This is a genomic window from Enterobacter cloacae complex sp. (assembly GCF_900322725.1).
Taxonomy (GTDB): Bacteria; Pseudomonadota; Gammaproteobacteria; order Enterobacterales; family Enterobacteriaceae; genus Enterobacter; species Enterobacter quasihormaechei.
Genome location: NZ_LT991957.1, coordinates 2,476,803 through 2,502,340, shown reverse-complemented (window position 1 = coordinate 2,502,340; position 25,538 = coordinate 2,476,803). Strand labels below are relative to the sequence as shown.

Annotated in this window: 18 protein-coding genes, 2 tRNA genes and 3 rRNA genes; 13 read left to right on the top strand and 10 right to left on the bottom strand. The window is 54.6% G+C overall.

Features of this window, described 5'->3' with window-relative positions; translation table 11 throughout:
* Positions 1-19: 19 nt before the first annotated feature.
* Positions 20-484, bottom strand: a complete 465-nt coding sequence (locus DBR02_RS12485; RefSeq protein ID WP_003855925.1) for an FxsA family protein — start codon at positions 482-484, stop codon at positions 20-22.
* A 335-nt stretch (positions 485-819) separates the two neighbouring features.
* On the opposite strand from DBR02_RS12485, the gene aspA reads away from it, so the two are divergent.
* The 5 genes from aspA to DBR02_RS12460 all read left to right on the top strand — a co-directional run bounded on the left by aspA (position 820) and on the right by DBR02_RS12460 (position 6,403).
* Entirely contained in the window at positions 820-2,256 is a 1,437-nt protein-coding gene (gene aspA, locus DBR02_RS12480; RefSeq protein WP_003855923.1) for an aspartate ammonia-lyase, read from the top strand.
* Positions 2,257-2,372: 116 nt separating this feature from the next.
* Entirely contained in the window at positions 2,373-3,674 is a 1,302-nt protein-coding gene (locus DBR02_RS12475) for an anaerobic C4-dicarboxylate transporter (protein WP_003855921.1), read from the top strand.
* A gap of 113 nt (positions 3,675-3,787) precedes the next feature.
* Positions 3,788-4,111, top strand: coding sequence for a divalent cation tolerance protein CutA (cutA, locus tag DBR02_RS12470; protein ID WP_003855908.1), 324 nt, complete (start codon positions 3,788-3,790; stop codon positions 4,109-4,111).
* A complete protein-coding gene (locus DBR02_RS12465; protein WP_107534494.1) occupies positions 4,087-5,778 on the top strand; it encodes a protein-disulfide reductase DsbD in 1,692 nt (563 codons plus the stop codon). Before cutA ends, DBR02_RS12465 begins: the two co-directional genes overlap by 25 nt.
* A 49-nt stretch (positions 5,779-5,827) precedes the next feature.
* A complete protein-coding gene (locus DBR02_RS12460) occupies positions 5,828-6,403 on the top strand; it encodes a transcriptional regulator (RefSeq protein ID WP_022646797.1) in 576 nt (191 codons plus the stop codon).
* Here DBR02_RS12460 and DBR02_RS12455 read toward each other — a convergent pair.
* On the bottom strand, positions 6,400-6,990 hold the full coding sequence (locus DBR02_RS12455; protein WP_107534493.1) for a LysE family translocator: 591 nt from the start codon (positions 6,988-6,990) through the stop codon (positions 6,400-6,402). The genes DBR02_RS12460 and DBR02_RS12455 overlap by 4 nt on opposite strands.
* Positions 6,991-7,026: 36 nt before the next feature.
* Positions 7,027-7,872, bottom strand: a complete 846-nt coding sequence (locus tag DBR02_RS12450) for an AraC family transcriptional regulator (protein ID WP_102749857.1) — start codon at positions 7,870-7,872, stop codon at positions 7,027-7,029.
* A gap of 170 nt (positions 7,873-8,042) precedes the next feature.
* On the opposite strand from DBR02_RS12450, the gene DBR02_RS12445 reads away from it, so the two are divergent.
* Positions 8,043-8,118: transfer RNA gene (locus tag DBR02_RS12445), tRNA-Phe, on the top strand.
* Between the two features lie 245 nt (positions 8,119-8,363).
* On the opposite strand, the gene rrf is transcribed toward DBR02_RS12445, so the two are convergent.
* The 4 genes from rrf to DBR02_RS12425 all read right to left on the bottom strand — a co-directional run bounded on the left by rrf (position 8,364) and on the right by DBR02_RS12425 (position 13,333).
* Positions 8,364-8,479 (bottom strand): 5S ribosomal RNA (rrf, locus tag DBR02_RS12440).
* Positions 8,480-8,544: 65 nt separating this feature from the next.
* A 23S ribosomal RNA gene (locus DBR02_RS12435) occupies positions 8,545-11,449 on the bottom strand.
* A gap of 182 nt (positions 11,450-11,631) precedes the next feature.
* Positions 11,632-11,707, bottom strand: a tRNA-Glu gene (locus DBR02_RS12430).
* A gap of 84 nt (positions 11,708-11,791) precedes the next feature.
* A 16S ribosomal RNA gene (locus tag DBR02_RS12425) occupies positions 11,792-13,333 on the bottom strand.
* Together the 16S, 23S and 5S rRNA genes with 1 tRNA gene alongside form the textbook arrangement of a ribosomal RNA operon.
* Positions 13,334-13,818: 485 nt before the next feature.
* Here DBR02_RS12425 and DBR02_RS12415 point away from each other — a divergent pair.
* Positions 13,819-14,772 carry a nickel/cobalt transporter gene (locus tag DBR02_RS12415; protein WP_107534492.1) on the top strand — a complete coding sequence of 318 codons (954 nt, stop codon included), beginning with the start codon at positions 13,819-13,821 and terminating at the stop codon, positions 14,770-14,772.
* A 33-nt stretch (positions 14,773-14,805) separates the two neighbouring features.
* Here the strand turns inward: DBR02_RS12415 and proP are convergent, their stop codons facing one another.
* Positions 14,806-16,308, bottom strand: coding sequence for a glycine betaine/L-proline transporter ProP (gene proP, locus DBR02_RS12410; RefSeq protein ID WP_063449819.1), 1,503 nt, complete (start codon positions 16,306-16,308; stop codon positions 14,806-14,808).
* A 645-nt stretch (positions 16,309-16,953) separates the two neighbouring features.
* Here proP and kdgT point away from each other — a divergent pair.
* Positions 16,954-17,946 (top strand): 2-keto-3-deoxygluconate transporter, encoded by a 993-nt coding sequence (gene kdgT, locus DBR02_RS12405; RefSeq protein WP_063865474.1) that lies wholly within the window; start codon positions 16,954-16,956, stop codon positions 17,944-17,946.
* A gap of 32 nt (positions 17,947-17,978) precedes the next feature.
* On the opposite strand, the gene DBR02_RS12400 is transcribed toward kdgT, so the two are convergent.
* Positions 17,979-18,857, bottom strand: coding sequence for a diguanylate cyclase regulator RdcB family protein (locus DBR02_RS12400; protein WP_107534491.1), 879 nt, complete (start codon positions 18,855-18,857; stop codon positions 17,979-17,981).
* Entirely contained in the window at positions 18,854-21,208 is a 2,355-nt protein-coding gene (gene crfC, locus DBR02_RS12395; RefSeq protein WP_107534490.1) for a clamp-binding protein CrfC, read from the bottom strand. The genes DBR02_RS12400 and crfC overlap by 4 nt, the downstream gene beginning before the upstream one ends.
* A 589-nt stretch (positions 21,209-21,797) precedes the next feature.
* Between crfC and DBR02_RS12390 the strand changes: the two genes are divergently transcribed.
* The 5 genes from DBR02_RS12390 (at position 21,798) to phnE (ending at position 25,529) form a co-directional block, all read left to right on the top strand.
* On the top strand, positions 21,798-22,133 hold the full coding sequence (locus tag DBR02_RS12390; protein WP_063449823.1) for a zinc ribbon domain-containing protein YjdM: 336 nt from the start codon (positions 21,798-21,800) through the stop codon (positions 22,131-22,133).
* Between the two features lie 80 nt (positions 22,134-22,213).
* A complete protein-coding gene (gene yjdN / locus DBR02_RS12385) occupies positions 22,214-22,645 on the top strand; it encodes a VOC family metalloprotein YjdN (protein WP_107534489.1) in 432 nt (143 codons plus the stop codon).
* 173 nt (positions 22,646-22,818) lie between these two features.
* On the top strand, positions 22,819-23,607 hold the full coding sequence (gene phnC / locus DBR02_RS12380) for a phosphonate ABC transporter ATP-binding protein (RefSeq protein ID WP_063865479.1): 789 nt from the start codon (positions 22,819-22,821) through the stop codon (positions 23,605-23,607).
* A 23-nt stretch (positions 23,608-23,630) separates the two neighbouring features.
* Positions 23,631-24,647, top strand: a complete 1,017-nt coding sequence (phnD, locus tag DBR02_RS12375; protein ID WP_063865480.1) for a phosphonate ABC transporter substrate-binding protein — start codon at positions 23,631-23,633, stop codon at positions 24,645-24,647.
* Positions 24,648-24,749: 102 nt separating this feature from the next.
* Complete coding sequence (gene phnE / locus DBR02_RS12370) at positions 24,750-25,529, top strand: phosphonate ABC transporter, permease protein PhnE (RefSeq protein ID WP_032646912.1); 780 nt, start codon at positions 24,750-24,752, stop codon at positions 25,527-25,529.
* The last annotated feature ends 9 nt before the right edge of the window (positions 25,530-25,538 follow it).

The following is a 25,538-nucleotide window of genomic DNA, read 5'->3' as shown; positions in this document are numbered from 1 at the left end:
GCGCCACCGGGCCACAAACTCACCGATCGTCTTTATGATCTAACCGGTCGCGCTGCTCATCCTTACGCTGGTATTCCCCTTCAAAGGTATCCCCCGGGCCGGTGCTGAAACCACCGCCCGGCATACGGCTGAAACGCAGGTGCGGCAGCAGCTTCATGGTCAGGTGCTTCTGTACTGGCGGCAACAGCAACAGCAGGCCGAGGAAGTCGGTGAAGAACCCAGGCAGGATCAGCAGCAGGCCAGCAATAATCAGCGACACGCTTTTGATCATCTCGGCTGCCGGGCTTTCGCCTGCGGCCATCTTCTGCTGCATTAACAGGAAATTTTTGAAACCCTGATTGCGCACCAGCGACATGCCGATGACGGAGGTGAAGATCACCAGAATCAGCGTCAGCAGGACGCCCAGCACGTGGGCAACCTGGATGAAAATCGAAATTTCAATGTAAACATAAAGAAAGAAAGCAATAAACGGTATCCAGCGCACTGGCATCTCCTGTGTGGCAGGTGCCTTCTGGCCCCTGTCTGAATGTGTTCGCGAAGCGCGTAGATAAGAGATGGTGACGGTTAGCCAAAATTCAATCGGTTTGCACGGATATTTTTTTTGGAAATATTAAAGCGGTGACCCATTTCACAGATTAATAATTATCATGAAATCGGGTCGATAATAAGTGATCCAGCTTACGGCAATTCGCTATCATCAGCATATGATCTCGAACATCTGGCCGATTGAGGGAATAATCGTCGGTCAGAAAATATTCAAAACCACATATATACTGTGTGTTTAGTACAATCCATCGGCAGCTTGAAAAGAAGGTTCACATGTTAAACAACATTCGTATCGAAGAAGATTTGTTGGGTACCAGGGAAGTTCCAGCGGATGCCTACTATGGTGTTCACACTCTGAGAGCGATTGAAAACTTCTACATCAGCAACAGCAAAATCAGCGACATCCCTGAATTTGTGCGTGGCATGGTGATGGTAAAAAAAGCCGCGGCTCTGGCGAACAAAGAGCTGCAAACCATTCCTAAAAGCGCTGCAAATGCGATTATCGCCGCATGCGATGAAGTGCTGAACAACGGCAAATGCATGGATCAGTTCCCGGTTGACGTCTATCAGGGCGGCGCAGGCACCTCCGTCAACATGAACACCAACGAAGTGCTGGCGAACATCGGCCTGGAGCTGATGGGGCATCAGAAAGGTGAATACCAGTACCTGAACCCGAACGACCACGTTAACAAATGTCAGTCCACCAACGACGCGTACCCAACCGGATTCCGCATCGCGGTGTATGCTTCTGTCGTCAAACTGGTCGACGCGATCAATCAGCTGGGCGATGGCTTCCAGCGTAAAGCCGTTGAGTTCCAGGACATCCTGAAAATGGGCCGTACCCAGTTGCAGGACGCGGTCCCCATGACCCTCGGACAGGAATTCCACGCGTTTAACGTGCTGCTGAACGAAGAGACCAAAAACCTGCTGCGCACGTCCGAGCTGCTGCTGGAAGTGAACCTGGGCGCAACCGCCATCGGTACACGTCTGAATACGCCGGATGGCTATCAGCAGCTGGCGGTACAGAAGCTGGCTGAAGTGTCCAACCTGCCGGTTGTGCCTGCGGAAGACCTGATTGAAGCTACCTCCGACTGCGGCGCCTACGTGATGGTGCACAGCGCGCTGAAGCGTCTGGCGGTGAAACTGTCCAAAATCTGTAACGACCTGCGCCTGCTCTCCTCTGGTCCACGCGCTGGCCTGAATGAAATCAACCTGCCAGAGTTGCAGGCGGGTTCGTCCATCATGCCAGCTAAAGTTAACCCGGTGGTGCCGGAAGTGGTGAACCAGGTTTGCTTCAAGGTTATTGGTAACGATACGACCGTCACCATGGCTTCCGAAGCCGGTCAGCTCCAGCTGAACGTGATGGAGCCAGTGATTGGCCAGGCGATGTTTGAATCCATCCATATTCTGACCAATGCCTGCTACAACCTGCTGGAAAAATGCATTAACGGCATCACCGCCAATAAAGAGGTGTGTGAAGGTTACGTGTATAACTCAATCGGCATCGTCACCTACCTCAACCCGTTCATCGGCCACCACAACGGCGACATCGTCGGTAAGATTTGTGCCGAAACCGGTAAGAGCGTGCGTGAGGTCGTTCTTGAGCGAGGATTGTTGACCGAAGCCGAGCTGGACGATATCTTCTCCGCCCAGAACCTGATGCATCCGGCCTATAAAGCGAAACGATATACCGATGAAAGCGAACAGTAACCGTTCAGGCTAAGCTTCCGAAAGGCACGTCACTTGTGACGTGCCTTTTTTCTTTATGGGCGTTACCAAAACACAACAATTCAATATCAACTTGTTAATAAGCAAGGCAGGTCTTTATGTTTGGAGCAGAACTCGTCATCGTCCTGTTGGCGATTTATTTGGGCGCACGACTCGGGGGTATCGGCATCGGTTTTGCCGGCGGTCTCGGGGTGCTCGTACTTACCCTGATCTTTCAGATTAAACCCGGCGCAATCCCTTTTGACGTTATCGAAATCATCATGGCGGTTATCGCTGCCATTGCGGCCATGCAGGTCGCTGGCGGTATGGACTACCTGGTGAGCCTGGCGGAGCGTATGCTGCGTCGCCATCCTAAATACATCACCTTCCTTGCCCCGCTGGTGACGTGGTTTATGACCATTCTCGCCGGCACTGGCCACACCGCGTTCTCCACGCTGCCGGTGATCACCGAAGTGGCCAAAGAGCAGGGCATTCGCCCGTCTCGCCCTCTCTCTATTGCCGTGGTGGCGTCCCAGATTGCGATCACCGCCTCGCCAATCTCAGCCGCCGTGGTCTTTTTCGCGGGGATCCTTGAGCCGATGGGCGTGAGCTACCTGACGCTGCTGGCGATCTGTATTCCGGTCACGCTGATTGCGGTGATGATCACCGCCGTGCTGTGTAACTTCCTCGGCGCCGAGCTGAAAGACGATCCGGTTTACCAGGAGCGCCTGGCAAAAGGCGAAGTGAGCCTGCGCGGAAGCCAGGTCTTCGAGCTGAAGCCGCACGCGAAACGCTCCGTGCTGCTGTTCCTGATCGGTATCGTCGCCGTGATGTTTTACGCGACCGCCATCAGCGATACGGTAGGTCTGATCCAGAACCCGGTTCTGCCACGTAACGAAGCCATTGTGGTCTTCATGCTGACCATCGCGACGCTGATTAGCATCACCTGTAAAATCGACACCAGCGAAGTGCTGAACGCCAGCACCTTCAAATCCGGTATGAGCGCCTGCGTGTGCGTGCTGGGCGTGGCGTGGCTCGGTGATACCTTCGTCAAAGCACACATCAGCGATATCCAGACCGTTGCAGGCGACCTGCTGCACAACTATCCGTGGCTGCTGGCGGTGGTGCTGTTCTTCGCGGCGACGCTGCTGTATTCCCAGGCCGCGACCACCAAAGCGCTGATGCCTGCGGCACTGATGCTGGGCGTTACGCCGCTGACGGCGATTGCCTCTTTTGCGGCCGTTTCCGCCCTGTTCGTGCTGCCAACCTACCCAACCCTGCTGGCCGCGGTTGAGATGGATGACACCGGCTCAACCCGCATCGGTAAGTACGTGTTTAACCACGCGTTCCTGATCCCGGGCGTGGTGGCGATTACGCTCTGCGTGATCCTCGGCTTTATCATCGGTGGCATTGTGCTGTAAACGGTTAGCCGTTGTAAAAATAGTTAAAATCGGGCCGCTCTGCGGCCCGTTTCATTAATGACCAATCGCATGGCGTGATATAGTGAAGACTTTCGTGATGAGGAGGTCGACTTGTGAACACGCCTGATGCTGTTGTTGTACTGTGTACCGCCCCTGATGAAGCCTCTGCCCAGGATCTCGCCGCCAAAGTGCTGGCCGAAAAACTGGCTGCCTGCGTCACGCTTTTACCCGGCGCAACCTCCCTTTATTACTGGGAAGGCAAGCTGGAGCAAGAGTACGAAGTCCAGATGTTGCTCAAAACCAATCTGACTAACCAGCAGGCGCTCCTCGACTGCCTCAAGTCTCATCATCCATACCAAACCCCGGAGCTGCTGGTGCTGCCAGTAGTCCACGGCGATAACGATTATCTCTCATGGCTCAACGCTTCTTTACGCTGATCCTGCTGCTGTGCAGCACGTCAGTTTTTGCCGGGTTGTTTGACGCACCCGGCCGTTCGAACTTTATTCCAGCCGACCAGGCGTTCGTTTTCGACTTTCAGCAAAACCAGCACGATCTCAGCCTCACCTGGCAGGTGAAAGAGGGTTACTACCTCTACCGCAAGCAGGTCAGCATCACGCCAGCAAAGGCTGACGTTGGCGCATTGCAGATGCCCGCTGGCGAATGGCACGAGGACGAGTTCTACGGCAAAAGTGAAATTTATCGCCAGCGCTTAAGCGTGCCCGTCACGGTGAATCAGGCGGATAAAGGCGCTACCCTGACGGTGACGTATCAGGGGTGTGCCGACGCCGGGTTCTGCTATCCGCCGGAAACAAAAGTCGTGCCGCTGAGTGAAGTCAAAGGCGTAGCCGCGGCTTCTCCGCCTCATGCGAGCGAAGAGGCCAAAGGCCGCGCTGACCTGCCTTTCTCCGCGTTATGGGCGTTACTGATTGGTATCGGCATCGCCTTTACGCCCTGCGTACTGCCCATGTACCCGCTTATCTCTGGCATCGTGCTGGGCGGCAAGCAACGCCTTTCCACCGCCCGCTCGCTGGTGCTGGCCTTTATCTACGTGCAGGGCATGGCGCTAACCTATACCGCGCTTGGCCTCGTGGTCGCTGCTGCTGGATTGCAGTTCCAGGCAGCCCTTCAGCACCCTTATGTGCTTATCGGGCTGTCAGCGGTGTTTATTCTGCTGGCGCTGTCGATGTTTGGCCTGTTTACCCTGCAACTGCCCTCTTCCCTGCAAACCCGACTGACGCTGATGAGCAACCGTCAGCAGGGTGGCTCTGCGGGCGGCGTGTTCGCTATGGGTGCCATCGCCGGTCTGATTTGTTCTCCCTGCACCACCGCGCCGCTGAGCGCCATCCTGTTATACATTGCCCAGAGCGGCAACCTGTGGCTCGGCGGCGGCACGCTGTACCTCTACGCGCTCGGCATGGGCCTGCCGCTGATCCTGGTGACGGTGTTTGGCAATCGTCTGCTGCCGAAAAGCGGCCCGTGGATGGAGACGGTGAAAACCGCGTTCGGTTTTGTCATTCTGGCGCTCCCGGTATTCCTGCTGGAACGCATCATCGGTGATGTCTGGGGTACACGTCTGTGGGCGATGCTCGGCGTGGCCTTCTTCAGCTGGGCGTTTATCGTGAGTCTGGGTGCGAAGAAGCCGTGGATGCGTCTGGTACAGATCCTTCTGCTGGCGGCCGCGCTGGTGAGCGTCCGTCCTTTGCAGGACTGGGCGTTTGGCACCCCGACAGGTCAGACGCAGGCTCATCTGAATTTTATACAGATTAAGAACGTGGATGACCTTAACCGCGCCCTGACGCAGGCGAAAGGCAAACCGGTCATGCTCGATCTCTATGCCGACTGGTGCGTGGCCTGCAAAGAGTTTGAAAAATACACCTTCAGCGATCCGCAGGTACAACACGCGCTGAGCGATACCGTTCTGCTTCAGGCGAACGTTACCGCCAACAGCGCGCAGGATAAGGCGCTGCTGAAGCAACTTAACGTGCTCGGTTTGCCTACCATCCTGTTCTTCAACGAACAGGGGGCAGAACAGCCGACGCAGCGTGTAACCGGGTTTATGGACGCGACGGCATTCAACGCGCATTTGCGCAATCGCCAACCGTAAACAACACTTTAGACGGGACAAACCGTTGGGAATAGCGGAGGAGATAACCGTGCAACGCGAAGACGTACTGGGACAAGCCCTGCAATTACTTGAGATTCAAGGGATCGCCAGCACCACGCTTGAGATGGTAGCCGACCGTATCGATTACCCTCTGGATGAACTTAAGCGCTTCTGGCCGGATAAAGAGGCGCTGCTTTATGATGCCCTGCGCTATCTCAGCCAGCAGGTGGATATCTGGCGCAGGCAGCTGATGCTGAATGAAGAACTGACCACCGAGCAAAAGTTGCTGGCACGCTATACCGCGCTGACGGAGTGTGTCACCAACAACCGTTACCCTGGCTGCCTGTTTATCGCCGCCTGCACCTACTTCCCCGATCCCGGACATCCTATCCATCAGCTGGCAGATCAGCAAAAACGTGCGGCGCACGAGTTCACACACGAGCTGCTGACCACACTTGAAGTGGATGACCCGGCGATGGTCGCGAAGCAGATGGAGCTGGTGCTGGAAGGTTGCCTGAGCCGTATGCTGGTGAACCGTAGCCAGGCTGATGTGGATACGGCGCACCGTCTGGCGGAAGATATTTTGCGGTTTGCACAGTGCCGTATGGGTGGTGCACTGACCTAAGCCAGCATTCCCGTCCAGGCGGAGATAAACAAACACAGCGCCATCACGCGCTGAAATCGCACCATCGCCACGGTGGTGCGGAAAATCCGGTTTACCGCCTTCCCCAGCCACGCCCAGCACAACAAACAGACCACTGAGATCGTCAGGAACCATAGCGCCATCAGCGCAATATCCCGTAATGCATGGTCGCTTGCCGGCGCAAACAGGCTGACGACTGCCAGCGCCATCATCCAGGTTTTCGGATTCACAACCTGTAATAACGCCGCCGCCCGGGCGGTAAATCGTACAGGGCGTCTGGAGGAGAGATTCGCGGCCGGGGCGCTAAACAGCTGCCAGCTCATCCAGGAAAGCCACAGCACGCCCGCCCAGCTCATCACCTGACGTATCAGCGGATACTGGCGTAACGCTTCTCCTGCCCCTGCGCCGGAAACCAGGACAATAGCGCTGGCGGCAATACACCCACCGAGGATCGCAGGTACCGTATTTTTTACGCCAAAGTGCTGACTGTTAGCCAGCACCAGAATATTGGTTGGCCCCGGCGTAATGGAGGCGACAAACGCAAACAGCAGAAAGGATAATAAATTCACAGGTGGCTCCTTTTTAGTAGAGCCATGAATGTGCCGTTATTTTCTGGAAACGTCTGGAAGGTTTGTGCACAACCGACGGTAGTGTGCCGGAGAAATACGGTACGCCCGCTGGAACCAGCGACCAAGATGGCTTTGATCGGCAAAACCCACTGCCGTGGCAACATCAACAGGCAGTCCCCCACACGCCAGCATCTGTCGGGCCTTTGCCAGACGCAGCTGGATAAGCCAGGCGTGCGGCGCGAGGTGAAACTCGCGCTTAAAGCAGCGGGTGAGGGTAAAGCGATCCGTCCCCGTCTCACGCGCAAGGTCTGATAGCCCCACGTTTTCGCCGATATGCGCATAGAGATAGTCACGGGCACGATGCGCCACGGCGGAGCTTTGTAACTGAGACGGAAGCCTCTTACGCCAGTGGCAGTGGGCTGTAATCTGAGAGAGCAGGTTATCCATTGTGCTTTGCTGTACGATTTTCATTTCATCGTTATGCAACGAGGCGAACGTATCACCGATAGAGCGCACCAGCTGAGGCTCCCGCGTCAGCGTTTGGGCAAAGTGGAGGGTGTAGCTCCCGGGAGTCGCGTCGTACAGACCCTGAAGCGTACGGGTGAGCCAGCGTTCATCGAGATAAAAGGTCAGATAAGTAAAGCCACCCTCTACCGGCGCATCACCGTCATGGATTTCACCAGGCTCAAGTAAAAAAGCATCGCCCGGCTGGCTATGGTGCCGTTCACGCCGACAGTGGAACTGCTGCGTGCCGGAAAGGGTTATTCCGACCAGATAGCTGTCGTGCCAGTGGGGATCAAAGGCGTGCCCTTCGAAATGTGCCTTGATTGTTTCAATACCTGTTTCTGCATGCTGACGCAGCTCAAGCCAGTCATTTGCCATACTGCCCTCCTCTTTACCGTCAGCATTGTCATAGCTTGCCTGAACTGTCTGGAAGATTTGTGCAATTTCAGCGCACAAACGGACAGATTGCCGCAAACTTAAGCAGTTGAACAGCTTTTCCCGAAATAATGTTGACGATCGCGCGCGATTGCGGTTTAATGCGCTCCGTTGCCCGGATAGCTCAGTCGGTAGAGCAGGGGATTGAAAATCCCCGTGTCCTTGGTTCGATTCCGAGTCCGGGCACCACTATTCAAAGAACCCAGCCTATGGCTGGGTTTTTGCTTTTCTGCGTTTATCAAAACCTTACCTTATTTTTATTCCTGTTATCTCTTCCCGGTAAGATCGTGCGATTAGCATTGCCCGGTGGTGCTGCGCTTACCGAGCCTACAAAACCTGTAGGCCGGATAAGGCGAAGCCGCCATCCGGCTTGATTTCCGGCGCACAAAGCAAAAAACCCCGCACCTTACGGTACGGGGTTCTTCTTGTTTGATGCCTGGCAGTTCCCTACTCTCACATGGGGAGACCCCACACTACCATCGGCGCTACGGCGTTTCACTTCTGAGTTCGGCATGGGGTCAGGTGGGACCACCGCGCTAAAGCCGCCAGGCAAATTCTGTTCATCTGTATCAGGCTGAAAATCGTGTCTCTTCGCCAAAACATCTTCGGCGTTGTAAGGTTAAGCCTCACGGTTCATTAGTATCGGTTAGCTCAACGCATCGCTGCGCTTACACACCCGACCTATCAACGTCGTCGTCTTCAACGTTCCTTCAGGAGACTTAAAGTCTCAGGGAGAACTCATCTCGGGGCAAGTTTCGTGCTTAGATGCTTTCAGCACTTATCTCTTCCGCATTTAGCTACCGGGCAGTGCCATTGGCATGACAACCCGAACACCAGTGATGCGTCCACTCCGGTCCTCTCGTACTAGGAGCAGCCCCCCTCAATTCTCCAGCGCCCACGGCAGATAGGGACCGAACTGTCTCACGACGTTCTAAACCCAGCTCGCGTACCACTTTAAATGGCGAACAGCCATACCCTTGGGACCTACTTCAGCCCCAGGATGTGATGAGCCGACATCGAGGTGCCAAACACCGCCGTCGATATGAACTCTTGGGCGGTATCAGCCTGTTATCCCCGGAGTACCTTTTATCCGTTGAGCGATGGCCCTTCCATTCAGAACCACCGGATCACTATGACCTGCTTTCGCACCTGCTCGCGCCGTCACGCTCGCAGTCAAGCTGGCTTATGCCATTGCACTAACCTCCTGATGTCCGACCAGGATTAGCCAACCTTCGTGCTCCTCCGTTACTCTTTGGGAGGAGACCGCCCCAGTCAAACTACCCACCAGACACTGTCCGCAACCCGGATTACGGGTCTACGTTAGAACACCAGCCATTAAAGGGTGGTATTTCAAGGTTGGCTCCACGCAGACTGGCGTCCACGCTTCAAAGCCTCCCACCTATCCTACACATCAAGGACCAGTGTTCAGTGTCAAGCTATAGTAAAGGTTCACGGGGTCTTTCCGTCTTGCCGCGGGTACACTGCATCTTCACAGCGAGTTCAATTTCACTGAGTCTCGGGTGGAGACAGCCTGGCCATCATTACGCCATTCGTGCAGGTCGGAACTTACCCGACAAGGAATTTCGCTACCTTAGGACCGTTATAGTTACGGCCGCCGTTTACCGGGGCTTCGATCAAGAGCTTCGCGTTGCCGCTAACCCCATCAATTAACCTTCCGGCACCGGGCAGGCGTCACACCGTATACGTCCACTTTCGTGTTTGCACAGTGCTGTGTTTTTAATAAACAGTTGCAGCCAGCTGGTATCTTCGACTGATTTCAGCTCCGTCCGCAGGGACTTCACCTACATATCAGCGTGCCTTCTCCCGAAGTTACGGCACCATTTTGCCTAGTTCCTTCACCCGAGTTCTCTCAAGCGCCTTGGTATTCTCTACCTGACCACCTGTGTCGGTTTGGGGTACGATTTCGTGTTACCTGATGCTTAGAGGCTTTTCCTGGAAGCAGGGCATTTATCACTTCAGCACCGTAGTGCCTCGTCATCACACCTCAGCGTTAAAAGGTACCGGATTTACCTGGAACCTCCGCCTACATGCTTAAACCGGGACAACCGTCGCCCGGCTGACATAGCCTTCTCCGTCCCCCCTTCGCAGTAACACCAAGTACAGGAATATTAACCTGTTTCCCATCGACTACGCCTTTCGGCCTCGCCTTAGGGGTCGACTCACCCTGCCCCGATTAACGTTGGACAGGAACCCTTGGTCTTCCGGCGAGCGGGCTTTTCACCCGCTTTATCGTTACTTATGTCAGCATTCGCACTTCTGATACCTCCAGCAACCCTCACAGGCCACCTTCAACGGCTTACAGAACGCTCCCCTACCCAACAACACATAGTGTCGCTGCCGCAGCTTCGGTGCATGGTTTAGCCCCGTTACATCTTCCGCGCAGGCCGACTCGACCAGTGAGCTATTACGCTTTCTTTAAATGATGGCTGCTTCTAAGCCAACATCCTGGCTGTCTGTGCCTTCCCACATCGTTTCCCACTTAACCATGACTTTGGGACCTTAGCTGGCGGTCTGGGTTGTTTCCCTCTTCACGACGGACGTTAGCACCCGCCGTGTGTCTCCCGTGATAACATTCTTCGGTATTCGTAGTTTGCATCGGGTTGGTAAGCCGGGATGGCCCCCTAGCCGAAACAGTGCTCTACCCCCGAAGATGAATTCACGAGGCGCTACCTAAATAGCTTTCGGGGAGAACCAGCTATCTCCCGGTTTGATTGGCCTTTCACCCCCAGCCACAGGTCATCCGCTAATTTTTCAACATTAGTCGGTTCGGTCCTCCAGTTAGTGTTACCCAACCTTCAACCTGCCCATGGCTAGATCACCGGGTTTCGGGTCTATACCCTGCAACTTAACGCCCAGTTAAGACTCGGTTTCCCTTCGGCTCCCCTATACGGTTAACCTTGCTACAGAATATAAGTCGCTGACCCATTATACAAAAGGTACGCAGTCACCCCATAAAAGAGGCTCCCACTGCTTGTACGTACACGGTTTCAGGTTCTTTTTCACTCCCCTCGCCGGGGTTCTTTTCGCCTTTCCCTCACGGTACTGGTTCACTATCGGTCAGTCAGGAGTATTTAGCCTTGGAGGATGGTCCCCCCATATTCAGACAGGATACCACGTGTCCCGCCCTACTCTTCGAGTTCACAACAAGTGTGTTTTCGTGTACGGGACTATCACCCTGTACCGTCGGACTTTCCAGACCGTTCCACTAACACACAAGCTGATTCAGACTCCGGGCTGCTCCCCGTTCGCTCGCCGCTACTGGGGGAATCTCGGTTGATTTCTTTTCCTCGGGGTACTTAGATGTTTCAGTTCCCCCGGTTCGCCTCGTTAACCTATGTATTCAGTTAACGATAGTGCAACGGATTGCACTGGGTTTCCCCATTCGGACATCGACGGGTCAAGGGTTCATATCACCTCGCCGTCGCTTTTCGCAGATTAGCACGTCCTTCATCGCCTCTGACTGCCAGGGCATCCACCGTGTACGCTTAGTCGCTTAACCTCACAACCCGAAGATGTTTCACTTCTGATTGCGAAAATTTGAGAGACTCGAACACACATGAGCTGTGTGTCGTTTCAATTTTCAGCTTGATCCAGATTTTTAAAGAGCAAATATCTCAAACATGACTCGCAAGTCAGTTTTGAGATATGACGGCAGGTGACTTTCACTCACGAACCAGCAAGTGGCGTCCCCTAGGGGATTCGAACCCCTGTTACCGCCGTGAAAGGGCGGTGTCCTGGGCCTCTAGACGAAGGGGACGTACAGTCTCAATCGCAAGACGCCTTGCTATTTACTTTTCATCAGACAATCTGTGTGAGCACTACAAAGGCAGGTTCTTTAAGGTAAGGAGGTGATCCAACCGCAGGTTCCCCTACGGTTACCTTGTTACGACTTCACCCCAGTCATGAATCACAAAGTGGTAAGCGCCCTCCCGAAGGTTAAGCTACCTACTTCTTTTGCAACCCACTCCCATGGTGTGACGGGCGGTGTGTACAAGGCCCGGGAACGTATTCACCGTGGCATTCTGATCCACGATTACTAGCGATTCCGACTTCATGGAGTCGAGTTGCAGACTCCAATCCGGACTACGACGCACTTTATGAGGTCCGCTTGCTCTCGCGAGGTCGCTTCTCTTTGTATGCGCCATTGTAGCACGTGTGTAGCCCTACTCGTAAGGGCCATGATGACTTGACGTCATCCCCACCTTCCTCCAGTTTATCACTGGCAGTCTCCTTTGAGTTCCCGGCCTAACCGCTGGCAACAAAGGATAAGGGTTGCGCTCGTTGCGGGACTTAACCCAACATTTCACAACACGAGCTGACGACAGCCATGCAGCACCTGTCTCAGAGTTCCCGAAGGCACCAAAGCATCTCTGCTAAGTTCTCTGGATGTCAAGAGTAGGTAAGGTTCTTCGCGTTGCATCGAATTAAACCACATGCTCCACCGCTTGTGCGGGCCCCCGTCAATTCATTTGAGTTTTAACCTTGCGGCCGTACTCCCCAGGCGGTCGACTTAACGCGTTAGCTCCGGAAGCCACGCCTCAAGGGCACAACCTCCAAGTCGACATCGTTTACGGCGTGGACTACCAGGGTATCTAATCCTGTTTGCTCCCCACGCTTTCGCACCTGAGCGTCAGTCTTTGTCCAGGGGGCCGCCTTCGCCACCGGTATTCCTCCAGATCTCTACGCATTTCACCGCTACACCTGGAATTCTACCCCCCTCTACAAGACTCTAGCCTGCCAGTTTCGAATGCAGTTCCCAGGTTGAGCCCGGGGATTTCACATCCGACTTGACAGACCGCCTGCGTGCGCTTTACGCCCAGTAATTCCGATTAACGCTTGCACCCTCCGTATTACCGCGGCTGCTGGCACGGAGTTAGCCGGTGCTTCTTCTGCGGGTAACGTCAATTGCTGAGGTTATTAACCTCAACACCTTCCTCCCCGCTGAAAGTACTTTACAACCCGAAGGCCTTCTTCATACACGCGGCATGGCTGCATCAGGCTTGCGCCCATTGTGCAATATTCCCCACTGCTGCCTCCCGTAGGAGTCTGGACCGTGTCTCAGTTCCAGTGTGGCTGGTCATCCTCTCAGACCAGCTAGGGATCGTCGCCTAGGTGAGCCGTTACCCCACCTACTAGCTAATCCCATCTGGGCACATCCGATGGCAAGAGGCCCGAAGGTCCCCCTCTTTGGTCTTGCGACATTATGCGGTATTAGCTACCGTTTCCAGTAGTTATCCCCCTCCATCAGGCAGTTTCCCAGACATTACTCACCCGTCCGCCACTCGTCAGCAAAGCAGCAAGCTGCTTCCTGTTACCGTTCGACTTGCATGTGTTAGGCCTGCCGCCAGCGTTCAATCTGAGCCATGATCAAACTCTTCAATTTAAAAGTTTGATGCTCAATGAATTAAACTTCGTAATGAATTACGTGTTCACTCGTTGAGACTTGGTATTCATTTATCGTCTTGCGACGTTAAGAATCCATGTCACTTTGAGTGCCCACACAGATTGTCTGATAAATTGTTAAAGAGCAGTTGCGACGCGCTTCAGCGCTCTGTCGCGAGGTGGCGTATATTACGCTTTCCTCTTTCAGAGTCAACCCGTTATTTCAGGATTTTTTCTCTTCAACCGACCGGATTGTCCGTGAAGTGATTCACATCCGCCGTGTCGATGGAGGCGCATTATAGGGAGTTCCCGAGCGACCGCAACAGAAAAGTTGCAAAAAAATGGCTGACTGCTGTATTCCCCAGCAAAACCCCGCCTTATACCCTTTTACGCACAGAGTTATCCACAATCCATTGACGATCCTTGTGTGATCCACTCAATTGAACACTATACTAGCGGCAAATATTTCTCTCATGGGTCAACATCATGACGACACAGCGACTTCATCGAGACTGGCGTATCCCAACCGCCGGGCTCACCGTGCTGGTGTTGCTTACGGCAGGTTTTGTTCTTCATACTCACTGGAATGCTTTTATACAGTGGTGCCTCGCCACCCAGATCGCCCTGCACCGTTATCTGGTGATGTATCTGCTGCAACTTAATAACCATCAGTACAGCGGTGGGCTGTGGTTGTTAACCGGTGCATTTCTTTATGGCGTACTCCATGCTGTTGGACCGGGGCACGGCAAATTTATCGTCGCCACGTATCTCACTACTAATAAAGAGAGCCAGCTCGCGGCGCGCGTCGTACCGTTTATCGGTAGCCTGATGCAGGGCGTCAGCGCGATCCTCTTTGTCTTTATCCTGGCGGTTGGATTGAACCTCGCGTCAGGGGATATCAGCACCAGCCGTTGGTATGTCGAGAAAATCAGCGCCGTACTGATTGCCGCCTTCGGTGCGTTTATCATCTATCAGGCGCTAAGCAGCCTGCGTCCGCGCAAAATGGCGATTAACGCCATCAAGCCGCTTCACCAGCATGATGAACGCTGTGGCTGCGGCCATCACGGCGTAGGGGTGGATCTGGCAAAAAGCGACTGGAAAACCCGTCTGGGCGTGGTGCTGGCCATTGGCGCACGCCCGTGCAGCGGGGCAATTATGATCCTGATGTTCTCGAATGCGCTCGGCATCGTTAGCTGGGGGATTGCTGCTGTGATGACAATGTCGCTGGGCACGGCGCTGTCGATTATGGGGCTATCGCTGGCGGTACGTTACGCCCGTGAACGAACAGTCGCCTGGTTTGGCGGCGGCTCTTCGCTGAACTGGATGGTGCCGATGGTCAAAATTGCCGGAGGGGTTGTGCTGATCCTGTTCGCGACTGTCCTGTTCCTGACGGTGATCCCCATTAGCGCCAACGGGGATTACATCGCCGCAGGATGCTAATAAAAGAAAACCCGCCAGCGGCGGGTTTTTTTATCACTCGTTAATTCTCGGATGCTGGTCAACCAGGCGAGAACGTTTTTTCTGGAGCTCTTCAATCTCTGCGTCTATATCTTCAATCTTCTGCTCTACGTTATCGTAGTGCTCGCGCAGGATCTCCTTCGCTTCCTGAATATCAGACGCCGCAGGCGTTGCCCCTTTCAGCGGACGGTTCGCCGTCTCCTTCATGGTAATACCGGTAATCAGGCCGATCACCGCGATGACCATCAGATAGTAAGCAGGCATCATCAGGTTCTGCGTGCTCTCCACCAGTGAAGCGGCAAGCGTCGGCGTCAGGCCCGCAATCAGAACGGAGATATTAAAGGCCGCCGCCAGCGCGCTGTAGCGAATATGCGTCGGGAACATTGCCGGCAGCGTAGAAGCCATTACCCCAATGAAGCAGTTAAGGATCACCGCCAACATCAGCAGGCCGGCGAAAATCAGCCCCAGCACGTTGCTGTTAATCAGGATAAAGGCCGGAATAGCCAGCGCGAACAGCGCGACGCTACCGAGAATGATGAATGGCTTACGGCCAAAGCGGTCACTCAGCAGGCCCATAATCGGCTGCACGAACAGCATACCCACCATGATGGCGATAATAATCAGCACGCCGTGATCTTCCGAGTAGTGCAGGTTATGCGACAGGTAGCTCGGCATATAGGTCAGCAGCATGTAGTAGGTCACGTTGGTGGAAATCACCAGACCGATACAGGTCAGCAGGCTGCGCCAGTGTTTGGTCGCAATCTCCTTGAACGACACTTTCGGACCGTCCTGCAACCCTTCGCGGTCGCCCTGCTCCAGCTTTTCAACGTGCTGCTGGAACGCAGGCGTCTCTTCCAGAGCGTGACGCAGGTAAAGACCGATGATGCCCAGCGGCAGCGCCAGGAAGAACGGAATACGCCAGCCCCAGTCGAGGAAGTTCTGTTCACCGACGACGGTCGAGATCAGAACCACAACCCCTGCGCCCATGACGAACCCGGCAATCGAGCCAAAGTCGAGCCAGCTGCCCATAAAGCCGCGTTTACGGTCCGGGGAATACTCGGCGACAAAAATCGATGCGCCGGTATATTCGCCGCCAACCGAGAAGCCCTGCGCCATCTTACAGATCAGCAGCAGGATAGGCGCCCATATACCAATGGTCGCATAGGACGGAATAAGGCCGATACAGAATGTACTTATCGACATGATGACAATGGTAATAGCCAGGATCTTCTGGCGACCATATTTATCACCCAGCATGCCGAAGAACAGGCCACCGAGAGGACGAATAAGGAAGGGAACAGAGAACGTACCCAGCGCGGCAATCATCTGCAAGCTGGGATCGGCACCGGGGAAGAACACTTTACCAAGCGCGTAGGCAACGAAGCCGTAGACACCAAAATCGAACCACTCCATCGCATTACCGAGCGAGGCCGCTGTAATCGCTTTGCGCAGTTTCGCGTCATCAATAATGGTGACATCGCGCAGCGTGATGGGTTTTACTTTTTTCCTTCTAAGCATAGCTTTCCTCGTAGACTCAGCCCCGTCCAATTCACAGCGCATTTCAGGCTGTGAACGCGAGATCCGCTCCATGCGAATCTCCTTATTCAAGCGTAGCAGGTTTACTTACATTGACGTTTTATGTCGATACAACCGAACCTGTTGACGCCTGTCAGGGCAGTTAAAGACCTTTTTACCCTACCAGCGTTTATATATGTGATCAACTTCACATATATTTTTCCTGCGCGTAAGTTGGCTTCAGGTTTTGTCAATTCACTATAAATAAGGTCATTCTCAACCCCCTTATCAAACACATCTTAACGCCCGTTATTATTCCTCTTAAAACGAAAAACAATCACATTTCTTCACACCGAATTTACACAAAATTTAATTATTAACAGCGTGGATTCCTGTTTACTTCCAATATGTGACGAAGATAACTAAAACAGTGTTTTATTTTCATTGAATCACAATTCCAAAGATCGCATGATAAATCAGAACACGTTATCTCAACGGCTTTCACATGAAGGAACACAGAAAGCCTTAATGTCGCTTTACAGCATAAGTCACGAATCGATTGTTCCCCGCAAAGGGCAATTTATTGAATTTGTTGATCTATTTTTTGAGATTTCCGCCAGCCACGCGGGCGAGATGTGAGGGTTAATGATGAAGATTAAAGCAACAATAGAACGCATCCCGGGTGGGATGATGCTGGTCCCGCTGGTACTTGGTGCGATATTAAATACGCTGGCCCCGAACACCGGTGCTTATTTTGGTGGTTTTACAAAAGGTATGATTACCGGAACGGTTCCGATTCTGGCAGTCTGGTTCTTTTGTATCGGCGCGTCTATTAACTTGCGTGCAACAGGTACGGTATTACGTAAATCAGGGACGCTGGTCATTACCAAAATTGCGGTCGCCTGGGTCGTTGCCATGATCTGTGCGATGTTCATTCCGGAGAATGGCATTCAGACCGGCTTCTTCGCCGGATTATCCGTTCTGGCCATTGTCTCCGCAATGGATATGACCAACGGCGGACTCTATGCCAGCCTGATGAATCAATATGGTACCAAAGAAGAATCGGGTGCGTTCGTGCTGATGTCCCTGGAATCGGGTCCGCTGATGACCATGTTGATTCTGGGTTCTGCCGGCCTTGCCTCTTTTGAACCACACCACTTTGTCGGGGCGATCCTGCCGTTCCTGATTGGCTTTGCGCTGGGCAACCTCGATCACGATCTGCGCGATTTCTTCAGCAAAGCCACCCCGGTACTGATCCCGTTCTTCGGCTTCGCGTTGGGCAATACCATCAACCTGAACGTAATTCTGGAAACCGGCCTGCTGGGGATTGTGCTGGGTGTTGCCGTCATCATCATCACGGGTATTCCGCTGATTATCGCAGACCGCGTCATCGGGGGCGGCAACGGAACCGCGGGCGTGGCCGCTTCTTCAGCCGCAGGCGCTGCGGTAGCCAACCCGGTGATTATCGCCCAGATTAACCCGGCCTTTGAACCGGTTGCCGCGTCCGCCACGGCCCTGGTTGCCGCCAGCGTGATTGTGACGGCGATTCTGGTCCCGATCATCACGGCGCTGTACGCCAGACGCTTTGGCCATGTGCCTGAGACCCAGGCAGAACCTAAAGCGGTAGAAATGCACCACTAAGCCGTTCGCCCCCTCCTTAAAAGAGGGGGCAATCACGCACCAAACATCTCTTCCACCATGCCATCCACCAGCCGTTTTGCCGAACAGAGTCTCGGCATGCCCAGCGCCACCGTTTGCCAGCTCTGCGTCACTGACCAGCCCACCGGATGTTTATCCGCCTGACACCAGTCCCCCAGCCAGCCCAGCATACCTTTATATTCCAGCAGGCCAGGAGAGGCGGGCGTGGACAGCCACTGATGGTAAAAATGCCGGGTCGCGGGAGAGGCATTAATCCCCTGGGCCAGATAGTTTGCGGCCATGCTGCGCAGGTTATCTTTCAGCATGGCCGCCACATCGCCATTCGCCAGACGACAGGCATCGCCAAAAGCGCCCCAGCGCAACTCTTCCAGCGCGATAAAGCAGCGGCCAGCCAGCGACCAGCCGTCATACTGCCCGGCTCGCCAGCGGGTAAAAATTTGTTCGCTGTGCTCACCCGCCTGAACTATGAGGCCGCGCTGCGCGAGCGCTTTCTCTTTATAGGCGGCACGCTGGTTGAAACGGGCGGAGAGCGCTTCGTACTGTTGCAACAATCCGGGAGACTGAGAGATGCGTGGATTAACCTGCTGGCGCAGGGCTACCAGCCTGTCTGCCATACGGGTCAGCGCAAGGTGTCCGGGGTCGAGCATACCGACCAGTTTCTCCGCCAGCCCCAGCCGTAGTGCTGCATTTTCGTTGAGCATTCCCGCCATTGCCCACGGCCGCAGCCGGGTCTGCGTAACAATCTCCTGCGTCAAACGCTCACGAAATTGCAGCTGCTGTGGCCCCAGAAGAGAGTGACGTGCAGCATCCGCCCCCTGGACCAAATCGACCATAAATTTTGGATGAATACACTCCAGCGTCCGCCCGGGACCGTCCAGTAGCCGTGTTGTCATGGTTGCTCTGCCGCGAAAAGGGTTTGAATATCATCGCGTAACAGTCGGGTATCTTCCTGAATCCACGCCGCAGTGGTCATACTTTGCTTCAACAACTGGCTAAGCGCTCGGGTTGAGTGCTCATTCTGCTGCCGCACGGCAAGGCTATCACGCAAGCTTTCCTGTAACCCGGTCAGGCATAACGAAAACTCCGCAAAGAACGTTGCCATACCCGCCGTAACAGAGACATCGACCTGCGCGGCCAAAGCTTTACGGATTTGATCGCAAAACTGATCGGTATGCTGCGTAAATTTGCCACGGAGCTGAGCGATGTCGATAACATATCGGGTGCGCGTCACCACGTACTCTTCCCAGCCCCAGCCGGGATGATTGAGCCAGCGCGCGACGGTATCGCGCACGCTGCCCGCCCCTGTTGGCGGAGTGGCGGGAGGGATGTCCTGCACAATGGCATCATTAAACAGGCCGCGCGTATTGAAATTAAGCTGGTTTGCCTGAAACGCAGGAAAGCTAATCCGCGCCCGAAAGCCGGCATGACTGAGCTGTTCTTTAATTCGCGTCTCGATGGGGCGCATCGCCTCATTCAGCGATCGGGCCAGCGTGGATTCCAGCTGATCGAAGCGTAACGCCAGCTCCCGGCCGATTTTGCTCTGCGCATCCAGCATAATCCGCTCGCATGACGATCGGATCTTACTCAGCACAATCTGCGCCTGCCCTTCATCGTCAAGCACCAGCTGTTGGATCGCATCCGCGTCGTCTGCACGCAAACGGGCTGGGTCGCCTCCCGCTAAATCAAGAACAGACGGGCGGCTAAAGATGTCGGCCAGCGCCTGGTGAAGCTCACCTTTCTGACGAAGCAGGAATGCGTCCGTTGCGTTGAGCGCCTCTTCTACTTCATGCTGGACTTCATCGCCCACCACGCTCTGCCGCTGATGCAGCATCGCCATATCCTCTTCCAGGCGTGTAATATTCCGCTCCAGCTCATCAAAGGCGACCGTCAGTCCCTGATGGCGAAAATCCAGGTATTCTCTGGCGTTTTGCGCATAATTGAGCAGCTTATGCGAGGCCGACCGCAGCGCGAACAGCGAGGCGTTGGCGTAAGCCGCGTAAATCAATTTACGGATCGGTTGTTCGAACAGCGAATCCTCCCACAGCAGATCCGCCGCATGGCGAATATGGTCAATATCGTCCAGATCGGCCGTTCGCCAGCGGCGACCCAGCGCAGCCTCGGCAAAATCCTGCACCCAGGGCTGATCCTGATGATCGGGTAGCCGCCCGTGGAAGTTCATCTCATAGCGGGCACGGTTCGCCAGATAGGCCCACATGGACGAGACCGGATAAATTTTCCCTGGAGAGATATTTCCTTTCATCAGCGTGCCGGAAATCATCGCCCGCACCTGCTCTTCATCGTCGCTGTTACGATCTTTCTGGTCGAATTTATTGACCAGGGCATAAAGCGGCACGGATTTCCCCGCCGCCGAAATTGCCTGACGAACCTCTGCATCAGAAATGGATTTAAGCTGGGTATAGTCCATCACCGCCAGCACGGCGGAGGCGCGCGCCAGCTGTTCGCTGAGCATTTTTTGCAGGTGCGGCTGACCGGCCTCGTTCGGCCCCGGCGTGTCGAGCAGCGTCAGTTGCCCCAGGTGCGCATCCAGACCGGCGAGGTGCATAAACTCCACCTCAATCACCGGTATATGTTCAATCGCGGCATACTCAGAAAAAGGAAACTCCACGCCCAGCGCCTGGGAAAGCCGCACCAGATCGTTCAGGCTTTTCAGACAATGAAAGATGGGCTCCGCGCCGAGGTGGTGTTTTTCAAACGCCTCGCCTTTTTCGATGCGCTCCAGCAGCGTATTCATGTCCTTGTCGATCTCCAGCCGCCGCGCCAGCTTGCCGCGGTCGTTATCGCACAACTTCTTCTGTAGCTGGGAGATCAGGGTATCAATAGGCGAAACGTGCAAAAAATGCAGCACCGGCTCCTTCTGGCCCGGCGTGTGGCGGATCAGCGTGGGAAGTGCCGTCATCGGACGATTGCGGTTCGGCAGTACTTCAGTGCCCACAATCGCATTAATGGTGGTCGATTTTCCCGCCTTCATGGTACCCACAATCGCCAGCACCATTTCGAGGCGGGTTATTTTGCGTAATTCGTTATTCAGCATCGCCTGCTGCGCGTCGACGCCCCGGGCGCTAAAATGTAATGGCAAAACGTTGTTATTAACGCCGCTCATGGCAGCGGCTGTGCTATCCAGCTTTGCAATCGGCATTGATTTTAATGAATCAAGATTGTTCAGCGCGAGCTGTAACAAACGTTCAGCTTCCTGGCTTAATTCAAATATGGTCTGTGTGTGCATGATAAAAGCCTTTCCTTAACGCAAATTTATTACTTTTATTAAGCCACATTGTTTTAATTATACTTTTCAGGCTTATATGATCACGTATGGAAAACATGTTCATTTAATACAACTAACTGAAGGTAATGAGAATTTAAATCCCGACTTGTAATACGTGTAAAACATCCCTCTGGCCAGAAAGCCAAAAGTGAATAGACAAAACGCATTTTCAGGAAACATCAGGATATATCATCGTTATTTACCCACCAAAAAAGAGAGGTATTCCCTGACGCCAAAAGATGTATGGCCTCAGAGAGGGAGATAAATAACGGCTTGTTCCTTCACCTTATCCGAAATGGCCCAGCGTAGCAATTTGCTGTAATAAAATATTCGATATATTTAACATCCCTTCGCTCTCTTCCGTTCAGGGCATACGCTTCTTTTTATTCACTGACGGTACGCGTCATCTCTGGCGCGCTGGCGCACTATTTTCCTTAAACAATATCACCGACAAAAGTGGGGATTTGCGTTATACTCGCTGCCTTTTTCGGCATACTGCCGTCATTTAGCTGGCATTTTCCAGCGTGTTAACACTTTTGAGGATACCAACATGCAACTTCCCCACTGCCCGAAATGCAATTCTGAATATACCTATGAAGACAACGGCATGTTCGTTTGCCCGGAATGCGCTCATGAATGGAACGATGCGGAGCCAGAGCAGGACAGCGATACGCCGATCGTAAAAGACGCGAACGGCAATCTGCTGGCAGACGGCGACAGCGTTACCGTTGTGAAAGATCTGAAGGTAAAAGGCAGCTCCTCCATGCTGAAGATCGGCACTAAAGTCAAAAATATCCGTCTGGTTGAAGGCGATCATAATATTGACTGCAAAATTGACGGCTTCGGTCCGATGAAACTGAAATCTGAGTTCGTGAAAAAGAACTGATTTACCCGCCCGGTGACGCTTCGCTTACCGGGCGTTCGGGAACTACACTTAACGGGCTTTTCCTACGTGAGGTAAAGATTATGCCGTTAAGTCCCTACATCTCTTTCGCCGGTAACTGTGCGGAGGCCACCGCCTTCTATCAGCAGGCCGTCGGCGCAGAACTCCTCTACAAAATCACCTTCGGCGAAATGCCTAAAGACGAAAACAGCGAAGAAGGCTGTCCGTCAGGCATGCAGTTCCCGGATTCCGCCATCGCCCACTCTAACGTCCGCATCGCGGGCAGCGATATTATGATGAGCGACGGGATACCGCCTGGCAGCAACGCGCAATACGCGGGTTTCACGCTGGTGCTCGACACCCAGGATGTATCGGAAGGCAAGCGCTGGTTCGACAACCTTGCCGACGGCGGGAATATCGAAATGGCCTGGCAGGAAACCTTCTGGGCGCACGGTTTCGGTACTGTGACCGATAAATACGGCGTGCCGTGGATGATTAACGTCGTTAAATCGTAGGCCGGATAAGCGCAGCGCATCCGGCAAAAGCGTCCGGTGGCGCTGCGCTGACCGGGCCTACGGTGATTGTCATCAAATCCCCCTCAACTCTTCAACTTTCCGCAACCGAGACTTAACCCAAATGTCATATTGATGCGCCAGCATGAGGCCACATTTATCGTGAGGCCCAGCACATGCACACTGTCATCCGCGTCGAGAAACTGAGCAAAACCTTCAATCATAACAAGGCGCTGCATGCCGTTGATCTGACCGTCCAGCAGGGCGAAATGGTAGCGCTGCTGGGGCCGTCCGGTTCAGGAAAATCTACCCTTCTGCGCCACTTAAGCGGCCTTATCACCTGTGACAAAACGCCGGAAAGCCGCGTCGAGCTGCTGGGTAACACCGTGCAGCATGCGGGCCGTCTGGCGAGCGATATTCGCAAAAGCCGCGCCCAGACGGGCTACATCTTTCAGCAGTTCAACCTGGTGAACCGCCTGACGGTGCTCGAGAACGTGCTGATTGGCGCGCTCGGCAGCACCCCGTTCTGGCGTACCTGCCTGCGCTGGTTCTCCCCTTCCCAGAAACAAGAAGCCTTACAGGCGCTGACTCGCGTCGGCATGGCGCATTTCGCCCACCAGCGCGTGTCCACGCTGTCCGGCGGGCAGCAGCAGCGCGTCGCCATCGCCCGCGCCCTGATGCAGAAAGCCAAAATCATTCTGGCCGATGAGCCCATCGCCTCGCTGGATCCGGAGTCGGCGCGCATCGTGATGGAAACCCTGCGCGACATCAACCAGAACGACGGCATCACCGTGGTGGTGACGCTGCATCAGGTGGATTACGCCCTGCGCTACTGCGAGCGCATCGTCGCCCTGCGTCAGGGCCACGTGTTCTTCGATGGCGCCAGCCACCAGTTTGATAACGAACGTTTTGATCATCTCTACCGCAGCGTAAACCGCGTCGAAGAACGCGCGCAGGCTGCTTAACGCCCCGATAACGAGGAATGGAAATGAACTACAAAGCCGTTGCCGCGCTGGCCTTCACCAGCATGTTCAGCATCAGCACCCTGTTAAGCCCGGCCTACGCCGAAGAGCAGGAAAAAGCGTTGAACTTTGGCATCATTTCAACGGAATCACAGCAAAACCTGAAGCCGCAGTGGGAACCGTTCCTGAAAGATATGGAAACCAAACTGGGGATCAAAGTGAACGCCTTCTTCGCCCCGGACTACGCGGGCATCATTCAGGGAATGCGCTTCAACAAAGTGGACATCGCGTGGTACGGCAACCTCTCTGCCATGGAAGCGGTGGACCGCGCCAACGGCCAGGTCTTTGCCCAGACCGTTGCGGCAGATGGCTCCCCGGGCTACTGGAGCGTGCTGATCGTCAACAAAGACAGCCCGATCAACACCCTTAACGACATGATCGCCAAACGCAAAGAGCTGACCTTTGGTAACGGCGATCCGAACTCCACCTCCGGCTTCCTCGTCCCTGGCTACTACGTCTTCGCGAAAAACAACATCTCCGCCAGCGACTTCAAGCGCACGGTGAACGCCGGCCACGAAACCAACGCCCTGGCCGTAGCGAACAAGCAGGTGGACGTTGCGACTAACAACACCGAAAACCTCGACAAGCTGAAGACCTCCGCGCCGGACAAGCTGAAAGCGCTGAAGGTGATCTGGAAATCACCGCTGATCCCGGGCGACCCGATCGTGTGGCGTAAAAACCTCTCCGAAAGCACCAAGGACAAGGTCTACGACTTCTTTATGAACTACGGCAAAACGCCGGAAGAGAAAGCGGTGCTGGCGCGCCTGGGCTGGGCACCGTTCCGCGCGTCCAGCGATTTGCAGCTGGTGCCGATTCGCCAGCTGGCGCTGTTTAAACAGATGCAGGGCGTGAAGGACAACAAAGGGCTCAAGGAAGAAGAGAAAACCAGCAAGGTTTCTGAGCTTCAGGCGCAGCTCGACGATCTCGACCGCCTGACCGCCGCGCTCGGCGCAATGACCAGCGTGAATAAAGCGGTGCAGTAACGCTTTTCGCCCGGTGGCGCTGCGCTTACCGGGCCTACATTTTGGATCGTAGGCCGGATAAGCGTCGCGCCATCCGGTACACAAAGACCCACGGAGTCAAACATGCAAACCATCACCCTCCCGCCGCCGAAGCGCAGCTGGTTCTCGCTCATAAGCTGGGCCATTCTGCTGGCGGTGCTGGTTATCTCCTGGAAAGGCGCAGAGATGGATCCGCTGCTGCTCTTCAAAGATTCCGGCAATATGGCGACCTTCGCAGCCGACTTCTTCCCGCCGGACTTCAGCCAGTGGCAGGACTACCTCGGTGAAATGGCAATCACCCTGCAAATCGCCGTCTGGGGCACCGCCCTCGCCGTCATTCTCTCCATTCCCTTCGGCCTGATGAGCGCCGAGAACATCGTGCCGTGGTGGGTATACCAGCCGATGCGTCGCCTGATGGACGCCTGTCGCGCCATCAACGAAATGGTCTTTGCGATGCTGTTCGTGGTGGCCGTCGGTCTGGGACCTTTCGCGGGCGTGATGGCGCTGTTCATCCACACCACCGGCGTGCTCTCCAAGCTGCTCTCGGAAGCGGTTGAAGCCATCGAGCCCGGCCCGGTGGAAGGCATTCGCGCAACCGGCGCCAACAAAATCGAAGAGATCCTCTACGGCGTCCTGCCGCAGGTGATGCCGCTGCTCATCTCCTACTCGCTGTACCGCTTCGAGTCCAACGTTCGCTCCGCCACCGTGGTCGGCATGGTGGGCGCAGGCGGGATTGGCGTCACGCTGTGGGAAGCGATTCGCGGTTTCCAGTTCCAGCAAACCTGCGCCCTGATGGTGCTTATCATCGTCACCGTCAGCCTGCTGGATTTCCTCTCTCAACGTTTGCGTAAGCACTTCATCTGATAAGCGAGG

Coding starts and splice junctions, on each gene's coding strand:
- aspA (WP_003855923.1), top strand. CDS start 820: ATGTTAAACAACATTCGTATCGAAGAAGATTTGTTGGGTACCAGGGAA.
- DBR02_RS12475 (WP_003855921.1), top strand. CDS start 2,373: ATGTTTGGAGCAGAACTCGTCATCGTCCTGTTGGCGATTTATTTGGGC.
- DBR02_RS12465 (WP_107534494.1), top strand. CDS start 4,087: ATGGCTCAACGCTTCTTTACGCTGATCCTGCTGCTGTGCAGCACGTCA.
- DBR02_RS12450 (WP_102749857.1), bottom strand. CDS start 7,872: ATGGCAAATGACTGGCTTGAGCTGCGTCAGCATGCAGAAACAGGTATT.
- DBR02_RS12415 (WP_107534492.1), top strand. CDS start 13,819: ATGACGACACAGCGACTTCATCGAGACTGGCGTATCCCAACCGCCGGG.
- proP (WP_063449819.1), bottom strand. CDS start 16,308: ATGCTTAGAAGGAAAAAAGTAAAACCCATCACGCTGCGCGATGTCACC.
- kdgT (WP_063865474.1), top strand. CDS start 16,954: ATGAAGATTAAAGCAACAATAGAACGCATCCCGGGTGGGATGATGCTG.
- DBR02_RS12400 (WP_107534491.1), bottom strand. CDS start 18,857: ATGACAACACGGCTACTGGACGGTCCCGGGCGGACGCTGGAGTGTATT.
- crfC (WP_107534490.1), bottom strand. CDS start 21,208: ATGCACACACAGACCATATTTGAATTAAGCCAGGAAGCTGAACGTTTG.
- DBR02_RS12390 (WP_063449823.1), top strand. CDS start 21,798: ATGCAACTTCCCCACTGCCCGAAATGCAATTCTGAATATACCTATGAA.
- yjdN (WP_107534489.1), top strand. CDS start 22,214: ATGCCGTTAAGTCCCTACATCTCTTTCGCCGGTAACTGTGCGGAGGCC.
- phnC (WP_063865479.1), top strand. CDS start 22,819: ATGCACACTGTCATCCGCGTCGAGAAACTGAGCAAAACCTTCAATCAT.
- phnD (WP_063865480.1), top strand. CDS start 23,631: ATGAACTACAAAGCCGTTGCCGCGCTGGCCTTCACCAGCATGTTCAGC.
- phnE (WP_032646912.1), top strand. CDS start 24,750: ATGCAAACCATCACCCTCCCGCCGCCGAAGCGCAGCTGGTTCTCGCTC.